Consider the following 21,413-nt stretch of genomic DNA (forward strand, 5'->3'; position numbering starts at 1 on the left):
GCCCTCTGACAGGCGGCCGCGCCACAAACCGCCCTGGACGCGTTGTCCACCTTCGCCTTCGTGCTCCAGCCCGCCACCCTCAACAGCGTCCCCAACCGTCTTGGGCTCATGCTCCTCGGGCCTCTTCCTCACATCGCGATGACCAGCTTCCCTCGCGTGCGTCTGGCTTCGAGATGCCGGATGGCGTCGGGGACGTCGCTCAGCGGGAAGCGCCGGTCGATGAACGGGACGACCTTGCGGGCCTCGAGGAGCTCCTTGACGAAGGTCAGGTTCTCCCGGTTCGGCATCGACAGGTAGTTGCGGAACTTCCTGCCCTTCGAGCTCGACCTCAGCGGGCCGAGGAGCATGGCCTGGAAGAGTGAACCGGTGGAGCCTCCCGCCACGACGTAGGTCCCCGTGGGGCTCAGGGCACGCTTGAAGTCGAAGATGGAGCGATAGGCCGCGGCGTCGAGGATGAGGTCGTACGCGTGCCCGTTCCGGGTGACATCCTCCCGGGTGTAGTCGATGACGTGGTCCGCGCCGAGAGCGCGCACCATGTCCTGCTTCCCGCTGCCGCAAGCCGCGGTGACCTCCGCTCCGAGCGCCTTGGCGAGCTGCACGGCGAACGAGCCCACTCCGCCCGATGCGCCGTGGATGAGGACGTGTTGGCCCGCCTGAATCCGTCCGGCGCCGCGCAGGCCCTCGAGCGCGGTGACGGCGGCCATGGGCACGGCGGCCGTTTCCTCGAAGGTCAGGTTCGCCGGCTTCGGCAACAGCTTCGCCTCGCGCGCGCAGACGTACTCGGCGAAGGAGCCGAAGCCGCAGTCGGAGATGTCTCCGAAGACCTCCTCGCCTGGCCGAAGCCGCGTGACATTCTTCCCGACGGCGACGACCTGCCCCGCGACATCCGCGCCGAGGATTGCGAACTTCGGTCCCCGGAACCCCATGGCGAGACGCATGAGGTATGGGTCCCCTCGCATGAGGTGCCAGTCGGCTGCGTTCACCGAGGCCGCACGAACGGCAATCAGGACTTCGTCGTCGCGTGGGGCCGGCTTCTCGACCTCTTCGAGCCGGAGGACGTCGGGAGGACCGTATCGGGGACAGACGATGGCTTTCATGGAACCCCCTACGTACACCGGCAGGTCTCATTTCAGGAGACACGGCCTGGGACGACCTTGCGCCAGCTCGCCACCGGGCGTCCATGCCTCCGCGCCGCGTGCTCCATCTCCGGCGGTGCGGAGGGACAGCTCAGCGCCGCAGCACGAGATAGCCCTCGACCGCGGTGGTGAAGGCCTCTTCGAGCGCTGACTCGCCGGTGGCCGGTGGCTCGAGCACCGCGGAGTGCACCAGCGCCTCGACCATGCTCAGCGCCATGTGCATCGCGAGGTTGTACCGCACCAGATTATTGAGACACCAGGTTGGCCGTAATCAGGCTGCTTGCTTCTGTATCAGCTATCGCCGGGCCTGACTCGGCGAGAGGAAGTCGTGGCGATCCAGCAGCCAGTGCTTGTTGTACCGGTAGGCCTGCTCCAACAGGGCCCGTCGGAGTTCCTCCACCGAGACGGGAAATGTGGACGGCCATACCCAGGGAATGGCCGCCCCCATCTCAGGGACGGCTCACCACGCGTAGCCCTGGTTGTTGTAGGTGAACGCGCCCCCGCCGCTAGGGCCCTGGCCGCACAACATGAATGCATACTGAGTGCACTGTTCCAGGGTGGCTGCGTAGATCGTGTTCGCAGCCCCGTTGTCACATTGCACGGCGCAAATGTTATTGGAGGGGGGGCCGGCGGGTGCGGGACCCGAGGCCAACAGCGCAACGGGAACCAGGGTCGCGAACACGGGACGGCGTAGCAAGGCGATCAACTTCAGCATGAGAGCCTCCATGGAGCGTGTGCACGTCGACGACGCGCGGAAGCATGCGGTGCGGCATGGTGTAATTGCAACTCAGTCACGTCAAAAGTCATGACAACGCCCGTGAATGGCATTGGGAGGCGACCGCTGACGAGCAGCGTCCTCTGCGTCCCCCTTGCGAACTCTCCATCAACAACAGGGAACCATGCACCTGCGGAAGCACCCAGAGCGCATGCGCCGCGTCAGGCGCTACTTCGACCGGGGAAACACGATGGGCTCGAGCTGGTACACGCCCGTGGAAGGGTCGATGTCCAGCGGCGGTGCCCCCGCCGGAAGCATCGGAGCGCCGAGCACGTGTTCCGCGGGCTCCTTCGGATTGAACCGCACCCCGATTTCCTGCCCGCTCGAAAGCAGCCGGAAGCCCTGCTCCTGCCGCCGCGCCAGGGCCAGATGGGCCCGCCGCCGCTTCCGTGAGGCCTGGGGCGAGTGGTCGCTCGGGGTCATCCGCGAGATGGGCGGCACGGTCTTCACCGCGAACACGTACGAAGTCCCGCCCACCTCGTAGCGGTAGTGCGCATATTCCGCTTCGCCGCGTCCCACCAGCCCCCCGAACCGGGCCACCGCGGGTGTCCACTCCGCCGTCTGGGACACATCCTGGGGCACCAGATACCGTCCACGACGAAGGTAGCGCAGCCGCTCGTCCCAGCGGTCGATGTCGCGGAGGACTTCCTCCGCGGTCGCCGTGAGCGGGCGGGCCACGGCGGCGCGAGTCCCCAGGTAGCGGTACGGTCGCTCCATCATCGACCGCAGCAGCGGGTCGACCATCTCGTGCCGCTCGGGCGCCGAGACGGAGTAGCGCACCCGGAAGGCGCGCGGCATCACCAGGCCGTCGTACCACTCGTTGGGGGACGTGCCGTTCAGGGCGCGGTGCACCTCGTCCCACGGCGTGTCATAGAGGAAGCAGTACTCGTCCTCCCCCACGCAGTAGCCATAGAGGAACAGCGTCTCGTCCGCATAGCCCAGCTCGCCATAGAGCAGCGCATCCGCCTCCACCGTATGTCCTGTCAGCGGGGCGAAGTGATGGACCGGCAATCGAAAATGCCAGGTGGTGAGCTCCGACAGGAGCGTGCGGACATCGGACGGGAGTTCAGCGGACATGGGCGGGGACCCTGGCGTTGAGCTTCCATCAAGCCCTGGACGCGGCAGCCCGTCCAGCCAGGGTGCCCCCTCACTTCAGACCCGCGGACCTTGAGCCAGGTCGCGGAAGCGCTCAGGGGCAGGTGGGCCCGGGCTCCACGGTCACCACCCACGTGAGGCTGAAGCGGGTTAGAAGGCGCCGCGATGACCTCACCCACCTGCTTCCAGCATCCCGACACCGCCGCGACCACCCGCTGTGGCGGCTGTGACAAGTCCCTCTGTACGAAGTGCGCCACCTTCGACGGCGGCAAGGACCGCTGCGCGGCCTGCGTCGCGCGCTACCACCAGGGGAAGAAGACCCGCGCGGTGGTGATGGGCGCGGTGCTCGTCCTGGCCGCTGGTGGCGTCGGAGGCTGGTTCGCGCTGCGCCCACCCGGCGCGGCGTCCTCCGAGGCCCAGGCCTTCGACCACGGCAAGAAGGGCATGTTCATCCGCCATCTGAAGGACGAGCTGGGCCGCCAGCCCTGCGACAAGGCGAAGGGCCGCGAGTATGCCCAGGCCCTGTTCGAGGCCGGAGACCTGCGGGGCGTCATCCAGGCCGGTGACGACTTCATCGCGCAGTGCGGGAAGTCCACCGCGCTCCGGCAGCTCACCTACACGGCGCACGTCCAGCTCCAGGAGTTCGACCTCGCCGCCAGGGACGTGACGGAGCTCATCGAAGGCGCTCCGAGCAACGCGGGCTACTTCATCTGGCGCGGCATGGCGTACGAGGCGGCCAGCGCGCTGGACAAGGCGACAGCGGACTTCCACCAGGCCTTCCTCCTCAAGCCGAGCGAGGCCCAGGTCACCAACCTCCTGGCCACCGCCGCCATGCGGGAGGGCCGGGCCTGCGACGCCCGGATGACGGTCCTGGAGCACTTCCAGTCGCAGCCCGGCAAGGCGCGGGATCCGAAGATGGAGCAGCGGCTGGCGGAGCTCTCCAGCGCGGGCCGGTGCGGGAGCGACGGGCGGGGCCGCGCGGAGCTGTCCTTCCCGGCCAAGGCCCCCCGTATCGTGGAGTTCCCGGTGGAGGGCGGGGCGCCAGGCCGCTTGCTGGTGGACACCGACTCGGCGCGCGTCGTGCTGTCGAAGGCGTTCGCCCAGCGGCTGGGCCTGTCGCTCGAGGGCGCGCGCACCGTCCGGCTCCAGGCGGCCCATGACGTCCTCACCGTCCAGTTGACGGAGGTGTCCGAGCTCGCGCTGCAAGGAGCGAAGGCCACCCACGTCGAGGTGGGCGTGGCCGACACGCTGCCCGACGGCGTGGATGGGCTGCTCGGGCTCAACTTTCTCGCTCGCTTCGACGTGAAGGAGGACGCGAAGGCGGGCCGCCTGACGCTCACCGAGCGCGCCCCCGCCCCCCGGGCCGCCGCTACGCCCTGAGCCCGGGTTCCCGGGCCGCGGGGTGTACCCCGGTGTGCGTCCTACCGGGGAGTGAATAGACGGCGAGCGCGGCCGTCGAATCGCGCATCTCCACGAGGTGCCGCTGTGTCGCGAATCCGGAGTGCGCTCATTGCCCTCGCGCTCGTTGCGCCAGCCGCCTTCGCGGAGGGCATCGACACTCGCAGCAAGAAGCCGGACACGCCGTCGCGGGTGCACGGGCTCACCACGATGCTGCCCATGCCCAACGGCGGATTCCTCTCCGTGGGCGGCTCGAACCTCCGGATGCTCGCGCCGGGCGGGCGGCAGTTCACCTCGCTCCACCGGATTCCGAAGGACAACCTGTACCGCGTCGCCTCGAACGAGGCCGGCGACGTGCTCGCCGCGTGGGAGCAGGACGCGTCGCTGCACTACTTCACCGGCGCGCCGCGACGGCACGTCACCCTCCCCAAGCCGAAGCCGCCCACGGACGAGATCTGGGGTTTCCAGGTCGGGTCCCTGGCTTTCCTCGAGAATGGACGCGACGTGCTGGTCCACATGGAAGGGCGCAAGAAGCCGCGCGGCCAGGTGAGCGTCGCCTACCGGGTTCCGCTCGACGGTGGCGCGCCCGAGCTCCTGTACCGCGTCGATGAGGGACGGCAGCTGGACAGGAGCCGCGACGTCGCCCTGTACGTGATACCGGAGCGGCCCGATCAACCGTGTGAGCACCGCACCTGCAATCCCGTCCGCGCGGTCGTTGCCTACGAGGTGACCGGGCAGGGCGTGAAGCACACCGTCCTGCTCGACGGTAGGGACACGCCGGTGGGCAACGCCCGGATGATCTGGGGGAACACCGACGAGCAGGTGTTCCTCGAGCTGAGCCTCGCGCGTAACGAGCGCGCCGTGCTGCGGTGGAGGCCGGGACAGCCGAAGGCGGACATCCGCCCGTTCCCGAAGTTCGCCTCGTTCAACGAGCGCCTCTTCTCGACGAACTCCGGCGACGTGCTCCAGGTGCTCGACCATCAAGAGGAGGCGCTGGTCATCCACCGCCACACGCCGGACGGGAGGCAGGACATGATCCGGCTGCCGGCGTCCAACGACCCAGACACCATCGACAGCAATCTCCATGCGCTGGGGATGCGGAAGAACGGCGCGCTGTGGATGCACTGGGGCGACTTCGTGCTGCTGTTCGAACGCAACCTGGCCCGGAACCCGCGCGCCTACAGCGTCGAGCCGCTGCTCACGCGCCGGACGGAGTGGGCGGACGTGGCGGTGTACGTCCAGGAGCCAGAGGCGCTGTGGATTGGCATCGAGGTGGGACGCGGCCGCGACTTCGCGCGGGTGGGTTTCGCCGAGATGGAGAAGCACGCGAAGCCCTGGCGCGCGGTGCGGACCACGAGCACCGAGTTCGACTGAACGCGCACGGCCTCGCGGAGCGATACACGCCTTTGCAACGCTTCACCCTCCCACTCACGGCAGTCTCACTCCCATCGCTTCAGGGGTGCGCTCGCCACAGGCTCGTTCTCAGCCCGCGGCGAGCGGTGGCCCCGTGCTGCTGAAGCCTGCTGTCAGTAGTTGCCGGAGATGACCTTGGGCAGCACCTTGCGCAGGTCGGGCAGGGGGCCAATCTGCCGGGTGTCCGCGGCCTGGGCGGTGCCGCTGCTGCGCAGCAGTCCGCGCATCTGTACGGACGTCAGGCGGCTGCCATTGGCGAGCGCCACCCCCTGCGCGCTGGCGGCCGCGCCCGTGACGATGGGCGAGGCGCTGGAGGTGCCGCTGAAGGTGGCCGTGTAGTACTGGTTGACGCCAAGGGTGGAGCCGAACAGGTCGCCGTAGCCCATCGAGGCCACGCGCTCACCCCAGCCATGGACGTCCACGCGGTCGCCGAAGTTGGTCCAGCACATGGGGACGCGCGTGGTGGCCGTGCTCGCGCCGACGATGATGGCGCCCGAGTCGCGTGTGGCGCGGTTGAAGCGCCCACCGTAGGCCGCGGCATCCAGGTTGGCGCTGCCGTTGCCGGCCGCCTCCACGACGATGACGCCGTTGGCGGTGGCGTTGCGGATGATGTCGTATTCGGCCTGCCAGTACTCCACGGCGATGTAGTTGCACTGGCTGGTGTTGCACGTGCACGCCGTGCCGTCATTGGGGCCCAGGCGGTGGACCTCGACGAGCACGATGCCGCCCGGGCCCGCCGCGGTGACGGCCTTGGAGAGGGCACTCGTCAGGCCTTGCGGCGTGTGGGATTCGACGCCCATCTGGGCCCCGTGGGTGATGCCCGTCACGCCGTACGCGTTCTGCGCCGCCACCAGCTCTCCGAGCACGGCGGTGCCGTGGTCGCTGACCGTCCCCGCGACGCCCACGTAGAAGAGGGTGGGCATGTCCTCATGCGACCGGTTCCAGCCCGTCTCCACGTCCACGATGCGCACGCCCGTGCCGGTTCCGCCGGCCACCGTCCACGCGTAGGTCGCATCGATGCCGCCCGGGGCCACGTTGAGGTAGCCCTGGTTGGCCGTATACAGCGGCGTGGTGGGCGGGAGGTCGGCGGCGGCCAGCACGCCCCGCAGCGCCGCGTCCAGGCCCGTGTTCACCGCGGCGTCCTCGACAGGAGGTTCGGCGTAGGCCACCTCCACGGTGTCCAGTGCGTTGAGCGCGGCGACGACGTCCGCCACGCGCTCGGAAGTGGTGCCCGGCAGCAGCGGCACCTGGAAGTACAGGTTGAGGTCCGCCAGTTGCTCACCGCTCAGCGTCTCACCGGAGGTCTTGCGCGCCTCCAGCGTGGCCTCGTCTTCCTGGAGCAACCGCTGCGGGCGTCGGGTCCGCGGCGCGCGGTCCAGCAAGGCCTCCACGGAGCGCAGGTCCTCCGTGAGCCGGGCTTCGGACATCCCACGGCCGAAGAACAGATTGCGTTCGGAGGAGGAGCGCTCGGAGATGAGGGCCACCAGGGCATTGTCTCGGAGGCGAACGCGGCTGCCCTCGTGGAACTTCACCACCAGACGCTCCACGGGCGTTCCCGAGGGCAGTTCGCGCCCGGTGTGCTTCACCACGGCGGCGCGCGGCGCCAGGGCCCGCGGAGCCGCTCCGGCAGCGGGGGCCAGGGCCACCAGGGCCAGGCCCGCCAGCGCGCCACGTAGCGGGCGCAGGGCAGGGGAAGAGGTCTTCGGCATGGGATTGCTCCAGTTCGAATGACGAGGGACGTGAGCACGGCCCGCGGGGACACTCCGTTCCCCACGGAGCCGCCTCACTGGTATTTCATATAATACTCGTCTGACGTGGAGTCCTGTTTTCAGGCTGCGGAGTGCAAGCGTATCGAAATGCGGCGGCAGGTCCGGTGGTAACGTCTGCTCACGAGTCGTCATGCTCCGCTTCGAGGTCGCCCGATGGTGAAGGCTCTCTGCCTGACGCTGTTGTTGCCAGCCATGCTGCTGGGCGGCATCCCCGACCTGCGCCGCCCCGTCACGGACCCGGACGGCTTCCTGTCCCCCGAGGACACGGAAGCCGTCGCGTCCCGCCTGGTGCGCCTGCGCGCGGAGACGGGCGTGCAGATGGCGGCGCTCGTCGTGCGCACGACGGGCGGCGTGCCCATCGAGGACTACGCGATTCAAGCCGCGGAGGCGTGGAAGGGCGGGGCGAAGGGGCGGGACGACGGCGTGCTGCTGGTGGTCGCGGTGAAGGACCGACGCATGCGGCTGGAGACGGGATACGGCGTGGAGGAGCACCTGCCGGATGGCACGGTGCGGAGCCTGCTCGACGCGCAGGGGCCGCTGATGCGCGCGAGGAACTACCGGGGCGCGCTGCTCGCCATCATCGACGGCGTGGGAGCGCGGCTGCCGGGGAACGTCCCGACTCCGGTGGCGGCGACTCCAGGCACGGACACCGTGCGCGAGCCGACACCCGTTGAAGACGACGGCGACACCACGGCCCCGCCGTCCGAGGTACCTGACGCCGTGGCGGGCTCGGAGCACGACGTCGAGTCTGTGCCCGGGGTCGTCTCTCCTCCCGAGCCCTCGCACGAGGGGCGCGTGGCGTTCCTGTGGGTGACGTTGTCGGCGCTCGGGATGGGGCTGGTCCTGCTCATCGGCTTCGGGGCCTGGGAGGAGCGGCTCGGCTCCACCGTCGTGGCCGTCGCGAATGTGGCGCTGTTCCTCGCCCCGCCCATCCTCATCTCCTGGCTGCGCCCCGCGTCCGGCGTGGCCATCTTCTTCGGCTACGCGGGCGTGTTCGCGGCGCTCTTCGGGGGCATCCGGGCGTGGCAGCAGGGGCCCGGCACGGGGGCCCGGCCCATGGGGGCCATCGTCCTGGGCGGCGTCGCCGTGGGCCTGGTGTGCGCGGTGGTGATGGGTGACCCCTCCAGCCTGGAGTCGCTCCTCAACAGGGCGTTCCTCTTCAGCCTGATGGCGGTGGTTCCGGTGTCGCTCGCGGTGGTGGTGTTCACCGTGTCCAGTGCGCCGCCGTCGGATGGAGGACTCCTCGGCAACTCCTACGGCTTCCGCTCGGACGACGAGGAGGATGAGGAGGAGCGGCGCGCGTCGAGGCGGCGCCACTCCTCGCACTCTTCCTCCGTGTTCTCTGACTCCAGCGACTCGTCGTCGTCCTCCTCCAGCTCCTCTTCCAGCTCCCACTCGGATGACTCGTGGAAGGGTGGCGGCGGCAGCTTCGGCGGAGGCGGCTCCAGTTCGTCCTGGTAGTTCCGCTTCGCGAGCCCACCGTCACGGCAGGTGTCCAAGGCCACCTGCCGTGCGGCGCTTCGGGCCGTCGCATTCCTGGCTGACCGCGGACAGGCCCGGTACCCTGCGCACCCCTCTCTCTCGAAGGAGCTGCACCCGGTGTCCATCCGCAGAACGACCGCCAGCACCCGCAACGCCACCGTCAGCGCCATGCTCGACCCGGCCCTGGGCAGCGCGCGCGACGCGCTCCAGACCTTCCTCGAGAAGGCCCTGCGCGCCCAGTTCGGCGCCGACTGGCAGGCGACGCTGGAGCGCGACCGGATGGCGCAGGGCCGCCCCGCGAGCGAGCGCTGGGACTGGGGCAGCATCAGCTACCGCCTCGGACACTTCCGCTCCCCGCAGGCTACGGGCAGCGGCGCGGTCACCGAGCCGCTCGTCGCGCTCGCTCGGCTTGCCAAGGCCTACCGCAACCTCTTCCAGCACGAGGAGCTCACGGACGCGCAGGTGCGCCACGCCATGGAGGGGCTCGCGCTGTTGCAGGACGCGCTGGGCAACAAGACGCGCGCGGCCGAGACGCGCGCCGCGCTCGAGGTGTGGGCGGGCCCAGCTCGCGCCGCGAAGCGCCCGGCGCGCAAGGTCCCCTCGGCCGCCAGCCGCGCGAAGAAGCCCGCGGCGAAGAAGAAGGCTCCGAAGGCGAAGAGCGCCCGACGCTAGCGAGCGCAATTCCAATGAAGTTCCACTCTCAGGCCTTGCCCTACGAAGAAGCCTGACCCGCGACGGTGCGGCCGCGCTGCCACCCCGCCCGCATCAGTTCGCCGCCCGCGCGTTGCGTCGAGCCGCCTGCCGCTGGTGGATGGCCCGGCGCAGCTTCGCGATGAGCACCTCCACGTTCGCCGGCCGCATCAGCACGTCATCCGCTCCCGCCTCCAACGCCGCGGTGACCACGGCCGGGTCCTCCTTGTCGAGGATGAGGTACACCGGCAGGTCCTCGGTGGCCGCGTTCTTCCGCAGCGCGCGAAGGATGGTGTACAGGTCCCCATCCGGCAGCGGGTCCGCGAGGATGGCCGCCTGCACTCCCGCTCCCAGCGCCTGCTCCACCTCGGCGCGGCTCTGCGTGCGCACCGTGGCCAGCCCCTCGGCCATCAACCGTATCTGCAGCGTCATCGCGTTGGCGGCATCCGTCTCCGCCACCATCACCCGTGGTGCCGTCTTGTCCTGCCCCACCGCGCTCGCGGTCAGCTCGGCGGCGAGTGCCTCCAGGGCCGCCGGTGGCAGGCGTGGGTCCTGGCGAAGCGCCTGGAGCGCGAGGGCCGCGTCCGCCGGATTCGGCTGTGCGCTCTGCGCCTGGAGCACGAAGCTGGCCGAGCACAGCAGCGCGCCAGCGGCACGACCCGCGGGCGCCGGAGTCTCACTCCCTTCGGCCAGCACGGCGGTGAGCAGCTCCACCACCTCCGGCAGACCGCTGCCCACCAGGGCCAGGGCCCGCGCACGAGAGGGGAGGATGAAGCGACACGGCTCCTCCAGCCGCGCCGCCAGCGCCAGCGCGGAGGCCGCCGTGCCGATGAGGGACTCCTCCACGCTGCCGGCGCCCAGCCGCGCGGCAATCCTCCGCGCCAGCTGGGTGACGAAGGGCGCCAGCACCGCGCTCCCTCCCAGCATGGACATCACGCCCTCGAGCAGCCTCATCTGCAATGCGCCCAGCCGCGCCAGCGGTCCACCCTCGCCCATCAGCGCCGCGCTGTAGGAGGGCAGCACGCGCACCTCCACCCGGGGATGCGCGGCACGCAGCCGCTGGGCCATGCCCGCCGCGTCCTCCAGGCCGTCCTCGAGCACGAGCACCAGGTCATACCCACCCAGCGAGAGCGCCCGCTCCGCCTCGGCCGCGGGGCTCGTCGCGGCCGCGAGCCCTTCCATCAGCAGCAGCCTCACGGCGGCCTCCCGGGGCTCCGACGGCTCCGCCACCACCAGCACCATGCGCGCGCGGGCGTCGCTCCGGGGGGGAGGCGCCCGACGGCTCGCGGCCTCGGAGGGCGCGGGTGTCCGCGGCTCGGGTTCCTCGTCCCCGGAGAGCTCTCGCTCGCCGAGCACGGCACGCCCGGTGAACCGCTCCTCGAACTGGAGCATGCGCGCGCGTCCCGTGGAGTCGGTGGACTCCATTCCGACGCGCGTCTCCATCTCTCCACCCGGGTAGAAGCGGCGGATGGCCCGGCGGATGGCGTGCTCCGTGGCGAAGAGGCCCTGCACCGCCACGGCGCGCGCGGAGAACTTCAGCGCGTCGGTGACCTGCACGTCGCGCGGGTCCAGCACGGCGCAGAACAGCTCGCGCCCTCGCAGGGCCACCGGCACGGCACACAGCTTCTCGCACAGCTCGCGGGGAACCTGCCGCAGCAGCTCCTCCGGCACCGGCACGGACTGGAGCTTCTCGTCGGTGATGTGGGGCAGCCCCGACTGCTCGGACAGGGCGCGCACCAGGTTCTCCGGCTCCAGCTTCCGCTCCACCACGAGCAGCTGTCCCAACCGCCCGCCGCGTTGCTTCTGGAGCGACAGCGCCTCCTCCAGCGATTGCGGCGTCACCATGCCGCGCGCCACGAGGATTGCGCCGAGCTGCTGGCGGGTCCTCGCACGAGGCCCGGGAGGCGGAGGCGGCACGGCAGGGCCACGGGCCGGAGGCGCCATCGCCAGGGCCGGTGAAGGCGGCGAGGAAGGGCTGCGGGCCGGAGGCGCCATCGCCAGGGCCGGCGGAGGCGGAGGGCTCGCGGGAGGCCGCGCCACCGCCACGGGCGCTGCCACCCCGGGAGGTGGAGGCATTCCCGCCGGACGCAGCATGGGCGGCGGTCCCGGCGGCGGACGCCGTGCGTCCCGGGCCGGCGGGCCCTGGACGCGTGGGAGCTCCTCGCCCTCCAGACGAATCTCCTCACCGGGCATCCCCTCCAGGTCCGCCAGCGGCGAGCGGCGGTCCGGAAACGCGCGGCCGAAGAGGCCGGCGATGTCCGCTGCGCCCACGCGCAGCCGGTGGTCGAAGAGGAAGCTCTGCATGGACTCGGAGAACTCGCGCGCCGTCTGGAACCGGGCGGAGGGGGCCGCGGCCAGCGAGCGCAGCAGGATGGCCCACAGCGGCGCGGGCACGCCGGGGAGTGGCTCCAGCGTGTGCTCGTCGAAGTTGCCCAGCGCGTGGATGATTTGCGGATACGAGCCGTCGAAGAGCCTGCGGCCGGCAAGCATCTCGTACAGCAGCAGCCCCAGCAGGAAGATGTCGCTGCGCTGGTCCACGGGGCGACCCTGGACCTGCTCGGGGGACAGGTAGTTGATCTTCCCCTTGAGCACGCCGGCCTGTGTCTCCTGGTGCGCGCCGGCCACCTTGGCGATACCGAAGTCGGCCAGCTTCACGCCTCCAATGCTGGAGACCATGACGTTGGACGGGTTGATGTCACGATGGATGATGTCGAGCGGCGCGCCGGCCCGGTCCGTGCGGCCGTGCGCGTAGGCGAGCCCGTCCGCCACCTGCTGGGCGATGAAGCACACCTCGCGCAGGCCCATGGGGAGCTGGCGCTGCGAGGCCGCCCTCAGGAGCGTGCGGAGGTTCTCCCCGTCCACGAACTCCATCACCATGTAGTACTGGCCGGTGCTCGTCCCCAGGTCCATCACCTGCACGACGTTGCCGTGCTGGAGCGCGACGGACACCTTCGCCTCGCGCAGGAACAGCTCCACGAAGGCGGCGTCCTGCACGTACGAGGGAAGGATGCGCTTGACGGCCACGGGCTTCTCGAAGCCCTCCGCACCCACCACCTTCCCCAGGAACACCTCGGCCATGCCGCCAGCGGCCAGCTTCTTCACAATCCGGTAGGTCCCCACGGTGTCTCCGGAGCCACGCTGTGGTCTCAGCGGTGTCGGAGAGTGAGGAAAGGTCAGAAAAGAGCGTTCCGAAGACGAGGGCCGGCGGAATGCGGTCGCATCGTTCTGCACCCAACTCTTGCAGCGCGGGTCACTGTTGTATTCCAGATACCTGAGGGCCGTGCCCCACAACCCGGCGCGTCCGCCGGGGAGTGGCCTTCGCCGACACGGTGAAGGCCGTGGTCAGGAGTTCTTCTTCTTGCGGGGGAGGATGCCCATCATCTTGCAGATGATCCCGAGCATCACTTCGTCCGCCCCCCCGCCGATCGAGATCAGCCGGCTGTCGCGGAAGTTGCGGGAGATGGGGTTGTCCCAGGTGTAGCCCATGCCCCCCCAGTACTGCAGGCAGGCGTCGGTGACGACGCGCGAGAGCCGGCCGGCCTTGAGCTTGCACATCGAGGCAAGCTTGAGGCTCTCCATGTCGTCCGGGTTCGCGACGTACATCTCGCACGTGCGGTAGATGAGTGCGCGGAGCGCCTCGATCTCGCTCTGCAGCTCGGCGAGCCGGAAGTGGACGGACTGGTTGTCGAGGATGGACATGCCGAAGGCCTGCCGCTCTCGCGTGTAGTCGATGGTCAGCTGGACTGCCCGGTCGAGGCCCTTCAAGGTGCTCGCCGAGCCGAAGAGCCGCTCCTCCTGGAACTGCTGCATCTGCATCATGAAGCCGGCGCCCTCCTCACCGATGCGGTAGCGCTGGGGGACGCGGACGTTGTCGAAGAAGAGCTGGGCGGTGTCCGAGGACCACATGCCGATCTTCTTGAGCTTCTTCGCCCGGCTCACACCCTTCGTCTTCATCGGAACCAGGATGAGCGACTTGTTGACGTGCGGCTTGTCGTCATTGGTGTTCGCGAGCAGGCAGATCCAGTCGGACTGCATGCCGTTGGTGATCCACATCTTGGTGCCGTTGATGACGTAGTCGTCGCCGTCCTTCACCGCGGTGGTCTTCACGCCGGCCACGTCGGAGCCCGCGCCCGGCTCGCTGACACCAATCGACGCGACCAGCTCGCCCTGGATGGTGGGCGCCAGGAACTCGCGCTTCAGCTCCTCGGAGCCGTAGCGGGCCAGCGCCGGCGTGGCCATGTCCGTCTGTACGCCGATGGCCATCGGGATTGCGCCGCAGTTGCAGTGGCCGAGCTCCTCGGCGAACGCAACCGAGTAGGAGTAGTCCAGCCCGGCGCCGCCGTGCTCGGTGGGCTTGGTGATTCCGAGCAGCCCCAGCGCGCCCATCTTCTTGAAGAGCTCCCGTGCCGGGAAGATCTCCGCCTCCTCCCAGGCATCGACGTGCGGGTTGATCTCCTCGTCGATGAAACGCCTGACGGTGGCGCGGAGCTTCTCGTGTTCTTCCGTGAAGAGCATGGTGTGGGGTCCTCAGGCCTTCTCGCGTTTGCTTCCGTTCGACTTCTCGATCTCAGCGCCGACTTGTCCGGCGAGCCCTCGCAGGAGCTTGAACAACTGCTTCTGCTCCGAGGGCTCCATGGCGTTGAGGGCTCGTCGCAGGATGGCCCAGGGCGCCACGTCCACCTGCCGGGCAATCCTGCTCCCGTGCTCGGTCAACCGGACGCGCCAGACGCGACGGTCCTCCTGGGACTGCTCGCGCTTCACCAGCCCGGCCTCGACCATCCGGTCGACGATGCCCGTCACAGTGGAGTTCTGGGTCGCCAGCCGGCGCCCCAGCTCCGAGCAGGTCAGCGCCTCGATCTGATCGAGCAGCATGATCACGTTGAGCTGCGTCGGGCTGACGCCCACGCGCTCGCATTCGCTGCGGGCCAGCCGGCGCCCCTCCGCCTGGAGGTAGATGAAGGTCTCGATGATGAGGTCGAGATCCCGCTCCTTCGCTTTCGGAAACATTTCGTACTGCGAACTATTGGGTCGAGCGAAGGAAGTCAAGGCTCGGATGCCGCGACGGCCTTCGCCAGCCACGCGAGCGCCGTGAGTCGCGCTGTGGCGGCGCACGGTGGGCGGCACATCAGGCGATGCGGGTCCGGCGGGTTCCGTCGAAAGACATCACATCGAACTCGTCGCTGGACCAGAGCAACCCTGGGGCGTTGCTGGTTGCTCCAGCCCCGGTTGCATGACCCGGCGAGGTCGCGCAGCTCATCGCGAGATCCACGCGGTCTGCGGCGGAGGCGCCCCCTCCCGCGCGAGAAGGCGTGCTCCCGCGATGGTGGCAACCGAGACTCGGGTCGATTTCACCCCTGTGTAGACTGGCGTGCAAGTGCAACTGGATGTCGCACGGATGGAAGTGATTTCGTGTTTATGCATCCTCGCGGTCTTGACTGTTTTTGAGATGAATAATCAATACAACGAGGGGGAGTGCCAACATGAAGCAGTCGATGCGAGGAAATGTCCTGGCAGTGGTGGTGGGCTGTCTCGTGATGCTGCCCAGCCTGGCGGCCGCCGATAATCTTTCCCGGTTCGGCTTCTCGGGGAACGCGGCCATCAGCGGGTACAACAACGAGCACCTGACGGGTGTCACGCCGCTGCAGTGCGCGGACGCCTGCCTGGGCCGTACGTGGTGCAAGTCCTTCGACTATTACAGGAACGACGCCGCTTGTGACTTGAGCGACCGGAGCGCCGAGGACGTCGGCGGGCTGAAGACGGACTATGCGGGCAACCCGTTCGACCACTACTCGGTGCTGCCGAGCGGGTTCTCGCGGACCCCGAACGCGGCCATCTACGGCTACAACAACGAGCACCTGACGGGGGTCACCCCGTCGCAGTGCGCGAGCGCCTGCCTGGGCCGTACGTGGTGCAAGTCCTTCGACTATTACAAGTACGAGCGGCAATGTGACCTGAGTGACAAGAGCGCCGCGGACGTCGGCGGGCTGAAGACGGACTACGCCGGCCATCCGTACGACCACCATGCTCGCGCCCCCGCCGGGCCCCAGACTCTCTTCGCGCTGAAGAACGTCGGGCGCAACGAGTACTTCAACATCAACGACGAGGGCTCCTACTGGCCGGCGGACTTCCGGCTCCAGTCCGCGAAGGACGAGTCGTGGACCGTCGGCGACACGAGCTTCGGCCCCAACGTGAAGACCTTCACCACGTCCATCACCCCCGGCTACTGCTCGAACGGCTCCCCGTCCAACGGCTGTCCGGACCAGTACCGCCTGTGTGCCTATTCCTCCAGTGGCTTCCGGGCCCGGGTGTCGCTGTCGGATGGCTACGTGGGCACGCCGTCGAACTGGAATGGTCCGGAGTGCGCCTGGATTGTCGAGGACCTGGGCAACGGGCGATTCAAGATGCGCAATCAGTGGCTGCAGACGACCTATGGCGCGTACATCGGCTATCTGCGCTGCAGCTACTATTACGACTGCACCTTCGACTACGGCTCGGGCAGCGACACCACCGCGCACTGGCAACTGGAATAGCCGGCTGCGCAGGCGCGCGGCGATGGCTTCGGGGGGGCGGGCCGCGCGGCTGAGGAGGGAAGGGCGCCAGCTCCGCGCTGGCGCTCTACTCGTCCAACCCGTGCCGAGGAGTCGGCGGAACGGTACCGGCGCTCTGTCGACCCGCACTCGGAGCATCCGAGGGCAGAGACCGTACGATGAATTTCCTGGGAGCAGGACCGTCAACGCGCCCAGGGCCGGCAGGAGCCGAGCCCGCAATGACACCAAGGGCGCTTTGCGGGTGGGGGCTTAGCAACCCCCCCACCGGGGCGGTAGCGTACGGGCCGGAATGGACTTGCAACCCGGAGACAGGTTCGGCCGATACGAGCTGGTGTCGTGGCTCGGTCGGGGAGGAATGGCGGAGACGTGGCGTGCTCGCCTGGTGGGCGATGCCGGCGTCACCAAGCCCGTCCTCATCAAGAAGGTGCTGCCGGAGTTCGCTGGCGACGAGGCCTTCATCTCCATGTTCATCAGCGAGGCGCGCATCTCCGCCACGCTGTCGCATGGCAACGTGGCCCAGGTCTTCGACTTCGGGAAGGTGGACGGCGATTACTTCCTGGCCATGGAGTTCGTGGACGGCCAGCCGCTCCACCGCATCCTGACGCGTGCGGCGAAGACGGGACTGCGGGCCCTGCCCATTCCCCTGGCGACCTTCATCGCCCTGGAGATGTGCCGGGGGCTGCACTACGCCCACACCCGCGCCGATGAGAAGGGCGTGCCGCTGGGCATCGTCCACCGGGACATCTCCCCGGACAACGTGCTCATCAGCTACGAGAGCCAGGTCAAGATTGTCGACTTCGGCATCGCCAAGGCGCGCTCCCTGCGCAACTTCTTTACCGAGCCCGGAGTGGTGAAGGGCAAGTACCTCTTCTTCTCGCCGGAACAGGCGCGGGGCGAGGACGTGGATGCGCGCACCGACGTGTGGGCCACCGGCGTGGTGCTCTACGAGCTGCTCTGCGGGCAGTTGCCCGTGTCCGGGGAGCAGTACACGCAGTTGACGGCGATGACGCGGCTGTCCACCGGTGAGTTCCCATCCCCCCGGCAGGTGCGCAAGGACCTGCCCGAGGAGCTGGACGAAATCGTCATGCGCGCGCTGTCGGTGAACCTCGACATGCGCTTCGAGTCCAGCCACGCCTTCGGCGACGCCCTGGCCTCGTTCCTCAACCGCTTCGCGCCCCGGTTCTCGTCCATGAACGTGGCGTACCTCGTCCGTGAGTTGTTCCGGAAGGAGCTGGCCAATGACGGACGACAGCTCGCGGTGCCACCCGCCTTCCTCGAGGAGCTGGCCGTGTGGCGCACCAACGATGCCCTGGTGCCCGCTCCGCCTTCGAACAGCGGAGCCGTCACCGTCGTGCGCCCCATGCGCCGGAAGGCGACGGCAGACGCCGCCGCGCCCGAGCCCGCGGTGGCGCCCGGCCGCTCGTCGCGCGTCTCCCTCGCCACCATGGGCATCGGCGCGGGCGCGGTCCTCGCCCTGGGGGCGGCGGCCCTGTTCCTGACGTCCTCTCCGAAAGCCGTGTCGAAGGACCTGTCGCCGCTCCAGCCCCTGGGCGGGCCAGGGATGACGGCGTCTCCCACGCCCGGCGCGCCAATGGGAGACGCCCTCCGCGCGGGCCTGGGGGGGCAGGGCGGGCCCGGGTCGGAGGAGGGGGAAACCAGGGTCCCCACGAATGGAGCGTTGCTCCCCGCCTCGAGTGCGGCGCTCCTGGCGGATTCCGGGGTCGCCGAATCACCGGAGGCCGCGGCTCGCGCGCCGGGGACGGAGGCCTCCTCGGTGGATGGAGGAATCGACTCGCTTTCGGAGCAGGCCCTGGCGCTCGCTCCGAGCGGTGCAACCGACGCCGGCATCGATGGGGCGCTGGTGCCAGAGGTCGTCGCCCCGTCCTCCATCTGGTTGGACGCGAAGCGGCACGTCATCGTGCTGAATCGAAAGCTCGTCGCCTTCCCGGGACTGTCCGCTGGCAGGACCTATCGAGTCGCGGAACTCTCCGACGTGCCTCCTCCGGAGCCGGAGAGCGTCAAGGCACCGACTCCGTCGAATCAGCCGCCCCTTCTCTTCCTGCTCCTGGGGTCCTCGGTGGTCGGAGAGACCACCCTGGGAGAAGTCACCCGGGACGGCCAGGACTTCCAGGGCGCGTCGGCCATCTCCTTCTTCACGCTGGGCTCGCCGCCCAGGGGCCGGACGCCACAGCGGACCCTCCAGCTCTCGAGTGTGCAGGTGGGCCCCGCGAAGCGGTTGGTCTTCCACCCGGAGTCGAAAGTGGCCTCCGTGGACAGGGCGGCGCTGATAGAGGGCTTGAACCGCTGGGACGCGTATTCCCTGACGCTGACGTCCGCTGGCACGGGGGCGTTCATTCATGGCCTGTCCCGAGGCCCCGCGCGCAGGGTCGCCTGTGTCCAGTGGCGCCCCTCCACGCCGGCGGGAGTACCTGCCGAGGGCTGGCCCGTGGCGTTCCTCGTGGAGCGGGACAGGGAAGTGCGTGTCGAGGGAGTCGAGGCGCTCAGGTGCGGCTTCGTTGACGATGACCCCTCCGACAACCAGGGCAGGGCGGAGCTCCAGATCCGGAGGGCGGGCAGGGCGAAGGGAGACTGGCCCCCCAGCTCGGAGCCCGAGGAACTGGCGCGGAACACCTCCAGGGCCATCCGAGAGCGGGACTACGTCAAGGCCACCCAGCTGGCCAGACAGTGCCTGGACCTCGAACCCCTTCACGCCAGTTGCCTCCTCCATCTGGCAACGGCGCAGACCCGGCTCGGGTACAACGAGCCCGCCGCGGAGAACTACCGGCTCTTCGTGCAGCATCACCCGGACGACCGCCGGGTTGACCGTGTCCGCAAGTTGCTCGCGGAACATGATGCGCAGAAGCAGACGCCACGAACAGGGCAGCCGTAGTATCTCACGGCATCTCAGTCCTCGGGCAGGTCGCTGCCCGGGGACTCGTCCTGCGACTCCCCGGCATCGAGGATTGCAAGGGCCAGCGGCTTCGCCTCACGGTTCAGGTTGATCGGGCTCACCCCGCGAATGCGCTGGATGGACTGGCGATCTCCAAGCAACGCGAGTCCCAGCGAGGCCACCCCACACTCGTTGAGCGAGTTCGTCATCGCGAAGCCCCACTCGTCGAAGACGCGACGCAGCGTGGTGACCGTGCCGACATCTCCAGCAAGTGCACCTCGGACCGCGTCGTCGAGTTCGTCGTAGCTGCTGCGCGGCTCGTCCTTCCTGCGTCCCCGCGCTTCGTGAAGGCGCAGTTGCTCCAGGAGGATGGCGCGAGCGCGGTCAATGAGTCTCTGCTTCTCCGCGGAGGGCATGGCATTCACGAGGGTACACCTGCCTGACCTCCAGCCCTCACCCCCAACAGGCCTCCTATTCGTCCTATCCGCTAGCCGCGCTGCGCGTAGAACTCGACGATGAACGGCTCGTTCACGTCGACGGGGATTTCCTCTCGCTCCGGCAGGCGCACGTACTTCAGGCCCTCGCCCTCTCCGAGCACCCACCCCGACCCCGGAGCGCGCCAGCTCAGCGGTTGTCCTCGTCTTCGTCCTCGTCCTCCTCTTCGTCTTCGTCCTCGTCTTCGTCCTCCTCTTCGTCCTCGTCCTCGTCTTCGTCCTCCTCTTCGTCCCCGTCCTCCTCTTCGTCCTCGCCTTCGTCTCCGTCCTCGGCGACCTGCCAGTGCTCGATGAGCTCATCGAGAAAGCTCTCCTCTTCTTCTGAGAGGTCATCGGCGCTCACGACCTCCTCGAGCCGGGCGACGATTCCGGCGAGTGCCGCCTTGGAGAGGTGATTGCCGAGCAGCTCGACGGTCTCCGCGAGCAGGTTCTCGTTCTTGATGTGCCTGAGGCAGTACTTGAGGACCTTTTGGGGTTCGAGGCGCAGGCCCATGGCCTCGAGCACCTCACCCAGGTACTCGGCAATGCCCGCGAGTTCCTCGTCTGAGACATCCCCGTCGACGCCCGCGGCCTGGATGAAGAGCACGCCGAGCCGGGTCTCCAGGGGAACGTCGCCCATTGCATCGAGCAGCGCCTGGTAGGCCTCCTCGTCCATGTCCGCGAGTTCGTGGGAGAGCTCCTCGATGACGGGCGAGTCGTCGCCCCAGGTGTCCTCGTCCACCTCGATCATCTCGAACCGGCGGATGATCCACGAGTCGCCGCCGTTGTGCTTTTCGCTGACGAGGTAGCGATAGGGGATGTAGCAGTAGCCGTTGTCGCCCCACTCGGTGCCCCACGAGTTGCGGACGATGAAGACCTTGTCCGCGTCCGAGTAGCCCACGCACAGCATCGCGTGGCCCCCGTGCGAGCCTCGCGCGGACTCTTTGTCCGTGGGCATGGGCACCAGTCCCTTCTGTCGCTGCGCGTCGAAGGACTGGTAGAGCGAGATGCCGAAGATGATGGGGTAGCCCTCGGCGAGGCAGCGCTTCCAAGCCTCGAGGTTCGTGGGCACCTGCTCGGTGTCCTCGATGACGAACTGCCGGGCCTCCGCGTAGGCCTCCTCGCTGGGCTCCTCGTTGACGGACTCCTCGTCGAAGGGCCAGGTCTCCTCCGAGCACGCGCCGTGCTCCTTCAGGCCCGCGATGGCGTTGCCGATGACGGAGCCCTCGTCCTCGATGTCGTCGCCCTCGACGGAGCGGGCGTTGTAGTAGATGAACAGGCGGCTGACGTCGTACGCGTCCTCCTCGAGGTGGCGCTTGACGAGGTACTCGTATGCCCCCGCCACCGCGTTGGCGACGCAGCTGTTGGTCCCGCCCTGGTTCTCGATGGTGGTCAGGTACGGGCGGAGGTCCACCTTGGGCGGGAGGGCGCGATTGCCGAGGCGCTCACCGCCATACTTCTTCGTCCCCGGCTTGGGCGCCGCGAACTTGTAGCCCGAGACACGTCGCTCCGAGCCATCTCCGCGTTGGATGATGAATGACATGCTTTCCCTCGCCAGCCACCAATGAGTGAAGAGGTCGGGCGCTGCGTCGTGGCGGCTCCAGGTGCCACTATGCCGCGTTGCCCGGGGCGAGGGGAGGTGGGGCGCGATGCACTCCATGCTTCCATTTGCATTGCCACCGCGCGGTGGCATTGCCTCAACTCAAGGCCCACCCGAGAGAGCTGTTGTGCGTGCTGCCGCATT

At 68.8% G+C, this 21,413-nt stretch carries 15 protein-coding genes and 1 pseudogene; 6 read left to right on the forward strand and 10 right to left on the reverse strand.

Features of this window, described 5'->3' with window-relative positions; translation table 11 throughout:
* Positions 1 to 128: 128 nt before the first annotated feature.
* The 3 genes from OV427_RS37975 to OV427_RS37985 all read right to left on the reverse strand — a co-directional run bounded on the left by OV427_RS37975 (position 129) and on the right by OV427_RS37985 (position 2,988).
* Entirely contained in the window at positions 129 to 1,097 is a 969-nt protein-coding gene (locus OV427_RS37975) for an NAD(P)-dependent alcohol dehydrogenase (RefSeq protein ID WP_267861118.1), read from the reverse strand.
* A gap of 130 nt (positions 1,098 to 1,227) precedes the next feature.
* On the reverse strand, positions 1,228 to 1,377 hold the full coding sequence (locus OV427_RS37980) for a hypothetical protein (RefSeq protein ID WP_267861119.1): 150 nt from the start codon (positions 1,375 to 1,377) through the stop codon (positions 1,228 to 1,230).
* Between the two features lie 702 nt (positions 1,378 to 2,079).
* Positions 2,080 to 2,988 carry a DUF3592 domain-containing protein gene (locus OV427_RS37985; protein ID WP_267861120.1) on the reverse strand — a complete coding sequence of 303 codons (909 nt, stop codon included), beginning with the start codon at positions 2,986 to 2,988 and terminating at the stop codon, positions 2,080 to 2,082.
* A 183-nt stretch (positions 2,989 to 3,171) separates the two neighbouring features.
* On the opposite strand from OV427_RS37985, the gene OV427_RS37990 reads away from it, so the two are divergent.
* Entirely contained in the window at positions 3,172 to 4,386 is a 1,215-nt protein-coding gene (locus tag OV427_RS37990; RefSeq protein ID WP_267861121.1) for an aspartyl protease family protein, read from the forward strand.
* 105 nt (positions 4,387 to 4,491) lie between these two features.
* Positions 4,492 to 5,778 (forward strand): hypothetical protein, encoded by a 1,287-nt coding sequence (locus OV427_RS37995; RefSeq protein WP_267861122.1) that lies wholly within the window; start codon positions 4,492 to 4,494, stop codon positions 5,776 to 5,778.
* 152 nt (positions 5,779 to 5,930) lie between these two features.
* Here the strand turns inward: OV427_RS37995 and OV427_RS38000 are convergent, their stop codons facing one another.
* The gene (locus tag OV427_RS38000; protein ID WP_267861123.1) at positions 5,931 to 7,526 is read right to left on the reverse strand and encodes a S8 family peptidase; all 1,596 of its coding nucleotides are present in this window, start codon (positions 7,524 to 7,526) and stop codon (positions 5,931 to 5,933) included.
* A gap of 213 nt (positions 7,527 to 7,739) precedes the next feature.
* On the opposite strand from OV427_RS38000, the gene OV427_RS38005 reads away from it, so the two are divergent.
* Both OV427_RS38005 and OV427_RS38010 read left to right on the forward strand, forming a co-directional pair.
* The gene (locus OV427_RS38005) at positions 7,740 to 9,047 is read left to right on the forward strand and encodes a TPM domain-containing protein (protein WP_267861124.1); all 1,308 of its coding nucleotides are present in this window, start codon (positions 7,740 to 7,742) and stop codon (positions 9,045 to 9,047) included.
* A 138-nt stretch (positions 9,048 to 9,185) separates the two neighbouring features.
* Positions 9,186 to 9,740 carry a hypothetical protein gene (locus tag OV427_RS38010; RefSeq protein WP_267861125.1) on the forward strand — a complete coding sequence of 185 codons (555 nt, stop codon included), beginning with the start codon at positions 9,186 to 9,188 and terminating at the stop codon, positions 9,738 to 9,740.
* Between the two features lie 93 nt (positions 9,741 to 9,833).
* Here OV427_RS38010 and OV427_RS38015 read toward each other — a convergent pair whose 3' ends face one another.
* From OV427_RS38015 to OV427_RS38025, 3 genes are all read right to left on the reverse strand, one after another.
* The gene (locus OV427_RS38015) at positions 9,834 to 12,878 is read right to left on the reverse strand and encodes a protein kinase domain-containing protein (protein ID WP_267861126.1); all 3,045 of its coding nucleotides are present in this window, start codon (positions 12,876 to 12,878) and stop codon (positions 9,834 to 9,836) included.
* Positions 12,879 to 13,100: 222 nt separating this feature from the next.
* Positions 13,101 to 14,273: an acyl-CoA dehydrogenase family protein gene (locus OV427_RS38020; protein ID WP_267861127.1), complete on the reverse strand. Its 1,173-nt coding sequence runs from the start codon at positions 14,271 to 14,273 to the stop codon at positions 13,101 to 13,103.
* A 12-nt stretch (positions 14,274 to 14,285) separates the two neighbouring features.
* Complete coding sequence (locus OV427_RS38025) at positions 14,286 to 14,765, reverse strand: MarR family winged helix-turn-helix transcriptional regulator (RefSeq protein WP_267861128.1); 480 nt, start codon at positions 14,763 to 14,765, stop codon at positions 14,286 to 14,288.
* Positions 14,766 to 15,238: 473 nt separating this feature from the next.
* Between OV427_RS38025 and OV427_RS38030 the strand changes: the two genes are divergently transcribed.
* Together OV427_RS38030 and OV427_RS50895 are read left to right on the forward strand one after the other, a co-directional pair.
* Entirely contained in the window at positions 15,239 to 16,288 is a 1,050-nt protein-coding gene (locus OV427_RS38030) for a PAN domain-containing protein (protein WP_267861129.1), read from the forward strand.
* A gap of 307 nt (positions 16,289 to 16,595) precedes the next feature.
* A complete protein-coding gene (locus tag OV427_RS50895; protein ID WP_420718316.1) occupies positions 16,596 to 19,196 on the forward strand; it encodes a protein kinase domain-containing protein in 2,601 nt (866 codons plus the stop codon).
* A 14-nt stretch (positions 19,197 to 19,210) separates the two neighbouring features.
* Here the strand turns inward: OV427_RS50895 and OV427_RS38040 are convergent, their stop codons facing one another.
* The 3 genes and pseudogenes from OV427_RS38040 to OV427_RS38050 all read right to left on the reverse strand — a co-directional run bounded on the left by OV427_RS38040 (position 19,211) and on the right by OV427_RS38050 (position 21,212).
* Positions 19,211 to 19,621, reverse strand: a complete 411-nt coding sequence (locus OV427_RS38040; protein ID WP_267861130.1) for a hypothetical protein — start codon at positions 19,619 to 19,621, stop codon at positions 19,211 to 19,213.
* Between the two features lie 62 nt (positions 19,622 to 19,683).
* Positions 19,684 to 19,794: pseudogene (locus tag OV427_RS38045) on the reverse strand (30S ribosomal protein S4); the annotation flags it as partial.
* Between the two features lie 26 nt (positions 19,795 to 19,820).
* Complete coding sequence (locus OV427_RS38050; RefSeq protein ID WP_267861131.1) at positions 19,821 to 21,212, reverse strand: C1 family peptidase; 1,392 nt, start codon at positions 21,210 to 21,212, stop codon at positions 19,821 to 19,823.
* Positions 21,213 to 21,413 lie beyond the last annotated feature (201 nt).

The sequence above is a fragment of the Pyxidicoccus sp. MSG2 genome (assembly GCF_026626705.1).
GTDB lineage: Bacteria > Myxococcota > Myxococcia > Myxococcales > Myxococcaceae > Myxococcus.